Origin of the sequence: Klebsiella sp. 7-CIP_Kleb. (assembly GCF_050378655.1) — a bacterium.
GTDB classification, from domain to species: Bacteria; Pseudomonadota; Gammaproteobacteria; order Enterobacterales; family Enterobacteriaceae; genus Klebsiella; species Klebsiella quasipneumoniae.
The window spans coordinates 68,788-78,154 of the sequence record NZ_JBNRLJ010000012.1; the positions used below are offsets into that span (position 1 = coordinate 68,788).

At 48.6% G+C, this 9,367-nt stretch carries 4 protein-coding genes and 4 pseudogenes; 5 read left to right on the plus strand and 3 right to left on the minus strand.

Translation table 11 applies throughout. The features are described 5' to 3' along the window. The first annotated feature begins 37 nt into the window (after positions 1–37). From ACQUTI_RS24470 to hutG, 3 genes are read left to right on the plus strand one after another with little or no spacing between them, the layout of a single operon-like run. On the plus strand, positions 38–1,429 hold the full coding sequence (locus ACQUTI_RS24470) for a purine-cytosine permease family protein (protein ID WP_080861647.1): 1,392 nt from the start codon (positions 38–40) through the stop codon (positions 1,427–1,429). 11 nt (positions 1,430–1,440) lie between these two features. Continuing rightward, positions 1,441–2,649, plus strand: a complete 1,209-nt coding sequence (hutI, locus tag ACQUTI_RS24475; protein ID WP_080861649.1) for an imidazolonepropionase — start codon at positions 1,441–1,443, stop codon at positions 2,647–2,649. After that, a complete protein-coding gene (gene hutG, locus ACQUTI_RS24480; RefSeq protein ID WP_080861652.1) occupies positions 2,642–3,451 on the plus strand; it encodes an N-formylglutamate deformylase in 810 nt (269 codons plus the stop codon). The genes hutI and hutG overlap by 8 nt, the downstream gene beginning before the upstream one ends. A 162-nt stretch (positions 3,452–3,613) precedes the next feature. On the opposite strand, the pseudogene ACQUTI_RS24485 reads toward hutG, so the two are convergent. Further along, a pseudogene (locus ACQUTI_RS24485) lies at positions 3,614–3,865 on the minus strand (IS3 family transposase); the annotation flags it as partial. Positions 3,866–3,966: 101 nt separating this feature from the next. Between ACQUTI_RS24485 and ACQUTI_RS24490 the strand changes: the two are divergent. Together ACQUTI_RS24490 and ACQUTI_RS24495 are read left to right on the plus strand one after the other, a co-directional pair. After that, positions 3,967–4,953, plus strand: a pseudogene (locus ACQUTI_RS24490) (integrase core domain-containing protein); the annotation flags it as partial. Positions 4,954–5,365: 412 nt separating this feature from the next. Continuing rightward, entirely contained in the window at positions 5,366–6,922 is a 1,557-nt protein-coding gene (locus ACQUTI_RS24495; RefSeq protein WP_428923396.1) for a sensor domain-containing diguanylate cyclase, read from the plus strand. Positions 6,923–7,013: 91 nt separating this feature from the next. Here ACQUTI_RS24495 and ACQUTI_RS24500 read toward each other — a convergent pair. Both ACQUTI_RS24500 and ACQUTI_RS24505 read right to left on the minus strand, forming a co-directional pair. After that, a pseudogene (locus tag ACQUTI_RS24500) lies at positions 7,014–7,240 on the minus strand (IS3 family transposase); the annotation flags it as partial. A gap of 305 nt (positions 7,241–7,545) precedes the next feature. Continuing rightward, a pseudogene (locus ACQUTI_RS24505) lies at positions 7,546–7,662 on the minus strand (transposase); the annotation flags it as partial. Positions 7,663–9,367: the final 1,705 nt, after the last annotated feature.

Here is a 9,367-nt window from a genome sequence, read left to right on the forward strand (position 1 = left end):
GGGGAATGTATCCCCTTCGCCTCACCGGAGTGCTGCCATGAATAATAACAACACAACATACATCGAAACACGTTCTATTGAACCCATCCCTGACGGTGAACGCCACGGTAGCATTTTTAGCCAGTTCACCCTGTGGCTGGGGGCTAACCTGCAAATCACCGCCATGGTCACTGGCGCATTAACTATTGTATTCGGCGGGGATGTTTTCTGGTCGCTGGCCGGTCTTATGCTGGGGCAGATTGCCGGTGGGATTGTGATGGCATTGCATGCCGCGCAAGGACCGCAGCTGGGGATACCACAGATGATCAGCAGCCGGGTACAGTTCGGCGTCTACGGCGCCTGCCTGCCGATTCTGCTGGTCTGCCTGATGTACCTTGGCTTTATCGCCACCGGGGCGGTGCTGTCCGGCCAGGCGATCTCAGCGGTTTTCCATACTACGGAAACCAGCGGCATTCTGTTTTTTGCTGCCGCCACGCTGGTTATCGCCTACGTCGGCTATCGGTTGATCCACCTGTTGGGTAAGCTGGCGAGCCTGGTGGGGATTATCGCGTTTATCTACCTGCTGTGGAAAATCAGTTCCTTTCCGGCTATTGGCGACCTGCTGAGTATCCGACCCTTTAGCTGGAGTACGTTTTTAACCGCCACCGGCCTTGCGGCTTCCTGGCAGATCACCTTTGGCCCCTATGTTGCCGATTATTCCCGCTATCTGCCGCGCAGCACCTCTCCCGGGAAGGTCTTTTTCGCCGTCGGGAGCGGTTCGGTGATTGGCGCGCAAATCGCCATGACCGTCGGGGTGCTGGCTGCCGCTCTCTCTCAGGGAAAACTGGTCGGTCATGAGGTGGACTATATCGTCGGCCTGGGCGGCACCGGCGCGATTGCCACGCTGTTATATCTGAGCATCGCGTTTGGTAAACTGACGATCAATACCCTGAATGCCTACGGCAGCCTGATGTGCCTGGCGACGGTGTACAGCTGCGGGAAGCAGCGAGTGCGCGTAAGCCAGTCGGTACGTCTGCTGGTGCTGGCGATGATTATTACCCTGGCGACCGCTATCGCGATTATCGGGCAACACTCTTTCCTGTCGGCGTTTAAATCCTTCCTGTTGTTCCTGTTGACTTTCTTTACCCCGTGGAGCGCGATTAACCTGGTGGATTATTATTTTTTCAACCATCAGGCGATAGACATGGAGGCGCTGAACGATCCGAACGGGAAATATCGGGCGTGGAATGTGACGGGGCTCGGGGTTTATCTCGTTGGAGTGGCGGTACAGACGCCGTTTATTGATAGTGGCTTCTATTCCGGCCCATTCGTGAAGATGCTGGGCGGTATCGATATCTCCTGGCTCATTGGGCTGGCGCTTCCGGCGGGGCTCTACTATGTCCTGCGCAAAGCGCCGTCCGCGGCGGCTGTCGCCGCCATCAGTCGTTAAAGGAGAGCATCATGTATACCCTTTGGCACCACTGCCGGATCGCCACCATGGCCGCAGGGCATTATCAGTTGCTTGACGATGGCGCGATGCTGACCGACGGTGCAGTGCTGTTATGGGTCGGGAACCGGGCAGAAATGCCGGACTTGCCCGTTGCGCAGCAGGTGGATTTGCAGGGCAGGGTGGTCACGCCGGGACTGGTGGATTGTCATAGCCACGCAGTGTTTGGCGGCGACCGGGCCCGGGAATTTGAAATGCGTCTCAACGGGGCGAGCTATGCGGAGATCGCGGCCGGCGGCGGTGGGATCGCCAGTACAGTCAACGCCACGCGACAGGCCAGCGAAAGCCAGTTGCTGGAGAGCGCGCGGCAGCGTATCCGGGAGCTGTGCCGGGACGGCGTAACGGCGCTGGAGATCAAATCCGGCTACGGCCTGGATCTGGCTAACGAACGTAAAATGCTGCGGGTGATCCGCCGTTTAGGCGACATAGTGCCGCTGACCGTGCGCAGTACCTGCCTGGCGGCCCATGCGGTGCCCGTCGAGTATCAGGAGCGGGCGGATGCCTGGATTGACTATATTTGCGAACGACTGCTGCCGGAACTGCATCAGGAAGGGCTGGTGGATGCGGTGGATGCGTTCTGCGAACACCTGGCATTTTCGCCCTCGCAAGTGGAGCGGGTCTTTCAGAAGGCCCGGGAACTGGGGCTGCCAGTGAAGCTCCATGCTGAACAGCTAACGCTACAGCATGGGGCGGCGTTGGCCGCTCGCTACCATGCGCTGTCGGCGGATCATCTGGAATATTTGTGCGAAGAAGATATCGCCGTAATGGCACGCCATGGGACGGTGGCGGTGCTGCTGCCGGGCGCCTATTACTTCCTGCGTGAGAAACAGCTACCGCCGCTGGATCTGCTGCGTCAGTACCGGGTGCCGATTGCCCTCGCCAGCGATTTAAATCCCGGCACCTCGCCGGTGTTGTCCCTGCGTCTGATGATGAATATGGCCTGTACGCTATTCCGCATGACGCCGGAAGAGGCGTTGGCTGGCGTGACGCTTAACGGCGCGAAGGCGCTGGGGCTGGATACAGTTTGCGGTTCTCTGGAAGCCGGAAAAGAGGCCAGCTTCGTGGCGTGGGATATCGCTCATCCGGCGGAGCTAAGCTACTGGCTGGGAGGCTCCCTTTCGAAACAGGTGATTTATCAAGGTAAGGAGGTTTATTGTGATTAAGGCGTTTGATTTGCGGCAGGGGAACCTGCCCCTGCTGGTCAGTATGCCCCACCCGGGAACGTTATTAACCCCCGAAGTCGACCAGGGACTCACGCCGAGAGCGAAGCGTCTGGAAGATACCGACTGGCATATTCCCTTGCTCTATAAGACCATCGCGGACATGGGGGCCAGCACGTTATGCGCCCGCTATTCCCGCTATGTGGTGGATATCAATCGCCCGGCGGATGATAAACCGCTTTACAGCACGGCGACAACGGGGCTGTTTACCGATATCTTTTTTGACGGAGAAGCCCTGTTCGTGCCGGGCGGTGCGCCTGACGCGGCGGCGAAGGACGCGATCCTAAAACAGGTCTGGCAGCCTTATCACCAGGCGCTTGCCGCTGAACTGGCACGCCTGCGTGAGAAATTTGGCTATGCGCTGTTGTGGGATGCGCACTCGATCAAATCCGTGGTGCCGCGCTTGTTTGAAGGGCGCCTGCCGGATCTGAACTTTGGTACGGCGGACGGCGCCAGCTGTTCGACGCAGCTCAGCCAGGCGCTGCTGGCAAGCTGCAGTGCGTTCCCGCAGTATAGCCGGATACTCAATGGCCGCTTTAAAGGCGGATATATCACCCGTCACTATGGCGATCCCGTCAACCATATTCATGCAGTTCAGCTAGAAATGGCCCAGTGCTGCTATATGGATGAGGAGAGCTTTGCTTATCTTCCGGAGAAAGGGCAGCAGGCGCAACAACTGCTGGAGAGGTTGATTAATACTGCGTTGCAGTGGGGACGAGAGGAGTACGGCAAGCCCGGAATGTGAACACGTATATTGAAAAGCCGAAGACACAATCACACGAAAACACCAAAACAGACGAAGGCGATAAGGAAGGGAAGTGCTGACACAACGATCGCTTAGCCTAAATGCTGAAGCAGGATTCTCCCATGAATGAACTGACCCCACGCCCGTAGACAAATTCTGTTCTCACGATGAGGCCTGTTCGAAGGCCTCCGGACTGACGCCGCCGAGGTGACTGTGGCGACGGGCCCGGTTGTAGAACACTTCAATGTAATCGAAGATATCCGCCCGGGCCAGATCCCGGGTTTTGTATATTCTCTTCCTGATGCGTTCTTTTTTCAGTGAACTGTAGAACGATTCGGCCACCGCATTATCCCAGCAGTTGCCACGCCGGCTCATGCTCGGTGCCAGGTTATTGGCCCGGCAGAAGCACTGCCGGACATCAGCGCTATCTCTGCTCTAACTGCTGTAAAGCATGGCGACTGAAGTTCACTTACACCGCCTCTCATCCCGGTACACTCCAGAAATTTATTGATATAGTCATGAATGTCTCCCATGCCGCCCGCCTGCACGGTATTCAGCCCAGCATTCTGTTTAAGTGGAAGAAGCAAAATCAGGAAGGCTACCTTACCGCCATTGCGCCCGGAGAAGAAGTCGTTCCTGCTTCTTAGATCATATCTACACTGAAGCAGTGTCCGGGAGTTTCAGTACCTTCTGGGCAAGAAGACGATGGAAGTCGAGATCCTGAAAGAAGCCGTGGAGTATGGTCAGTCGCGAAAATGGATAGCGTACGCGTTCTTGTTGCCAAAGACGGGGAATAGCCCGTGTCAGCCGCGCCATGGGTGTGTCGTGTGCGCAGCGAAACGTTCTGCCGGCTGGTAGGACAGGCGCAGTAACCGGCGTAATGACGACGCAGACGCGGAATACTGTCGGCTTTCCTCAACATTATCAGTGATAAACCGAGTTATGGTTATCGACGCGAGTGGGGCATCCGGCGCAAGCAAAGTCAGACAGAGTGACAACCAGCAGTAAACGCCAAAAGGTTTTACAGGATAATGAGCGAGTATATGCATGACAAGCCAGAGCGACCGAAGCGTAGACATAAGGCCAAAATCTCGTTAGCAGAAAGCGAGATGCTCAGGTGTTCCGATGGCTTTGAATTCGTCTGCGACAAGAGTGAAAAACTGCGGGTCACGTTCGCGCTGGACTTCTGCGACCGTGGGGGCATAGACTGGGCAGCAATCACGGGAGGTTATGACAGTTCGACGGTGCGGGATGTGATTCTGAAAGCGCATCGGCGACATGTTGCCGGACACACCAGTGCAGTGGCTGACGGACAACGGTTCAGCGTATACCACGTATGAAACGCGGAGGTTCGTGAAAACGATGAAAGAAGACTATATCGCGTTCATGCCAAAACAGGATTGAGAACAGCCCTGTGAAACCTTGCAGCAGCATTCAAGCATAACAATGAAAACCACCCGCACAGCGCGCTGGGATACCACTCTCAAAGGGAACAACTGTAGCAGTGCACATCGTTAACTTAAGATACAAAAGCTGTCCAGAAACGGCGGGTCAAGATCAGGACGAGTAGGAGTACGCCTTCGCGGAATAGCGTACTATGTCTGGTCTTATGCAACGGTAGGACGTGGCGCTGAGCGAGCGCGTCAAGGCCTTCAGAACGCAGATGCAGAGTTTGAGCGAGCAGCGCAGCATCATAAAGCGCTAAAACTGAAAATATCGCAGTGGTATCGGACGTACAATGGACCGACGCTGTGACAAACCGGTTAAAACAGGGCTTTCAGCTAAGTTGCCTCGAAAACCAGTGCCATCCACACGACTGCATGCTATGCAGTCGTGCTGAACACGTCCGGAGCGGTGCAGCTAAGGGCTGCTATGGTAAATGCGGCATTTTTTAATTATATGGAGTGTATTTTTATGAGAATTAAAAAGCCTCACCTTCGTCCGATAGTCATAACCTTGTCCGTTGGTGGTATTTTTTTGACTTCTATTTTTATGATAGTTGTCATTATGTTTTATCAACACGAAAATATAGAAAAAGATTTGCTTGATGCTAATTCATCGTACGCTATGAAAATGTCGGATGTAATGAGCGGTTATATTGAAATGGCTCAGGGCGAACTAGCATATGGCGCAAAGAAAATTGAATCAACGACTGATGTTAAACATCTTAAAAATGAGGCTGATAGGCTAAGATTGCAGTCCGGCATGTTTAATTCAGTTATTGTTGTTAGTAATGACGCTGTTGTTCTGGCAACTTCTCCAGAATCACTTGATTTAGTTGGTGTTCACTTGAACTCAAGTGTCAGTAGATTGGCTATTGATGGCAAAAAGGCATTTATATCGCAACCTTACAAATCAGTTGCTGGGAATTTGATTGTTTTGTTGTCACATCCTATTTATGCTAAGAGTGGTAATTACATAGGGTATATCGGCGGGTCTATATATCTAAAAAAACAGAGTTTATTTAGCGATGTTTTGAGTAGGCATTTTTTTAATGGCGACACTGAAATTACCATCGTTAGTGATGATGGTAATGTGATCTTTAATAAAGATAACAGTGTTGTTGGTCGACCGATGGTTATGCCTGATGATTTGAAATCAAAGTTAGCTTCGTCTGAAAGAGGCGATGGTACCTTTTTTTCTTCGGGGCATAAGTATCTTCTTGGTTATGCTCATATGAAAAATACTGACTGGAATGTGTTTGTTTATAGTCATGCTGACAACGTGACCACTATTCTTATTAATTATGCTAAAAATGTGCTTGTGCTGCTAGTTGTAATAATAGTTGTGTTTTCAGTTGTTGCATATTTCATTGCATCCCAAATATCAATTCCTTTAGAAAATCTTGCTATATCTACCAATGCTAAAGATATAGAGTCCTCGCTGACTTATATTAAAGGTATCAATGCTTGGTATGCCGAAGCTGACCGCCTTAAAAAGGCACTTTTAACGAATGTAAAGGTAATGATGAAAAGGGTTAACACTCTAAATGAAGTGGCAGTAAAAGATCCCCTAACCGGTGTAAATAATAGATTGGGGTTTTCGAATAAAACAAAGGATTACACGCAAGGCTCAGGGGCTTCAGTTATTGCTATTGATGTTGACTTTTTTAAAAAGATAAATGATTTCTTCGGGCATGGGGTCGGAGATGAGGTGCTTATTTCTTTGGCTCATGTTATTAATTCTTGCTGCCGTAGTGAAGATATTGTTTGCCGGTTTGGTGGTGAAGAGTTTGTTATTTTTCTGCCGAATACTTCAGTAGTAACAGCAGAGCGTATTGCGGAGCGTATCAGAAGTGTTATTGAAAGTACTGTTTTTACTAATGACTTGCGTGTCACCATATCTGCTGGTGTAGCAACGCAAACTGATCCCCTTAGTGGGATCGACTTTTTGCTGAAAAATGCTGATGATGCTCTTTATCAAGCAAAGGGAGAGGGGCGTAATAAAGTGATTGTATATAGTGCTATTTGAGTTTTGGGTAATGCTCTCAACTTACTGATTTAGTGTACGATGGTGCTTTTGAGGTTCTCACGTGGCTTCCATTTGAATCGCCACGGATAATCTAAACACTTCCGAGCCATTGATAATGCTGGTTATCATATCCTGTCGGTGACATCTGATTGCTCGACCCATGTCGACGCTTACTGTTATAAAAAATTCGATGTAATCAAAAATTTCGCTGCGGGCTTCTCACGCCTCCCGTAGATCTTTTCTTTATGCGCTCTCGGTTCAGTAACTGAAAAACCTTTCTGCAACCGCGTTATCGTGACAGTTACCGCGACGGCTCATACACCCTTCCATGATTGCCGTGGTTCCGCGTCGTCTGGCCTGCAAAGATGATTATCTGGTGATTGTGGATATGCCACTGGAAGTACCATGCTTTACGAAAAGCATGGCCTAGAATCGCGATCCGGCGCATCAATGGATCCGGGCGTTGTGCGTTGAGGTCAGTCAGGATGATCCATTTTGACGGTATCAGAATACAGGGCGACTGTCGGTAAGATATAAAATTACTTATTTTCCTGATGCCGGATAGATGTAAGCAACACCCCAAACCAGATTCATTACTTGCAAAACGGAGGTAGTCCATAGATGTAAAAAGTGGGCTCAGAAATGCCCATATTTCGGCAGACTTTCCCGATGCGAGTGCCGGTTTCGGCCTTTTTCAGCGCAAACGCAATCTGTTCTTCAGTATAGCTTGTCTTTTTCATGGCGAAATACGTGAAATCGCTATTTAGCTATTTTTTATGAAGAATGATGATCCGAGATACTTGAAAACCGTTGTTGCCCTGTGAAAGCATCCCATTTGAAAAAATCTTGAATTCAAAATGTTGAAGACAAAATCGGATGGAAAAAGTTAACTTATCTGGTATTGTCAGTAAAACCGGCAAAGGATTCAACTTACCAGGGGTGGTTTGTTGAATATGGAGCAGTAGCAGCCCCTTTGCCGGTTATCATGCTTGCATCACTTTCCTTCCTGCACCTAAAGACATCCACATACGATCTGCAAATAAGAAGCTCAGGTTTCATTATGGGAGTGAACTTCTTTTAACGATAAATGGGTCTCGCCAGATGCATGTAGCGTGACACTGTCACATTTAGATGAATATGATTTAATTACATTGGTTATAGTTACCATGACAAATATCAATAGCGATAAAATAACATCAATTAATTATAAAATTGATACATAATAAATAAAACTAGGTTTCAGTATTTTGCTATAAAAACAATAAAAATGTATGGATTCAGGAATAATGAGAAATCTGCTCATTTTTCCATCGCTTCAAGAGGTATGCAACATGCTATTTACAGTTAGGATAATTAACATTATTCCATGTGTTAATGTAATGTTAATATTCAAAATGGAAGTAACCGGCTTATAAATCAGTCCAAAAGTTACTTTTCTTGTGGTTTTCGTTCAGGTTGCGCTACGCGAAATCTGAAGAAAAACGGATGGGTGAGTACGTCAGATTTCACGTAGCGCACGGCGACGAAAATAAAATTTCATATGATTTCTGTCCGGTTAATGGGTCAGTATTAAAATCCCAGGATGAAGAACATCAGGGCTGAAGCACTTTACGCCGCAAAAGTTACTTTTATCTTTGGGGGGAGACGAACGAGCAGGGGCTCGGAGTCTTCAATGATATCGGGGCCTGTGAACCATAGTGCGCATCATGTTCTTTTTGTTTAATAGTCGTGCGGGCAAGATATGCAGACCTATCCATAAAGGAATAAATTGGGAATGTTTAAAATAAAACATCCACAAAATAATAAGCAACGATATGGTTTATTAAATACTTTTCAAACAAATTCGTTGAAATATTGTCATGTATTTTTTTCAAGTGATATATAATCATAAATGTGAATCATGCTTTGAAAAATAGTAGACTCGACCTAACACCTTCAGGAACATCTCCCTTGTAAGGTTCAATTTAAGATATACCAAGGGCATAACGAGGAGAACTACTTGAATACCCTGACGCTATTTAAACTTCGTCAGTATCGAAAAGAATACAATTTATCTCATTAAAAAACTTAATGATAGTAAGCATGTTTAGCTTTAGAAAAGTAACTTTCCATCTTGATAAAGAAACGACAATGAACATAAAAGAAATATCCATATCTCATGACAAGGAATTTAATTATGTGACCCTGGCACAAAATCAGTGCAGTGCTAAATCAGAGATCTTCGTCTTTCCGGAGACTTCGGATGAATTCAGCCGGAGTCATGTCATGATGTAGCCCCCTGAAACACCGGACAGTAGCTATATCTCCAGATAAGAGATAGGCTTGAATATATGTCGGCTTTGTTGAATAAATCAGATTTCGGGTAAGTCTCCCCCGTAGCGGGTTGTGTTTTCAGGCAATACGCACGCTTTCAGGCATACCTGCTTTCGTCATTTTGTTCAGCGC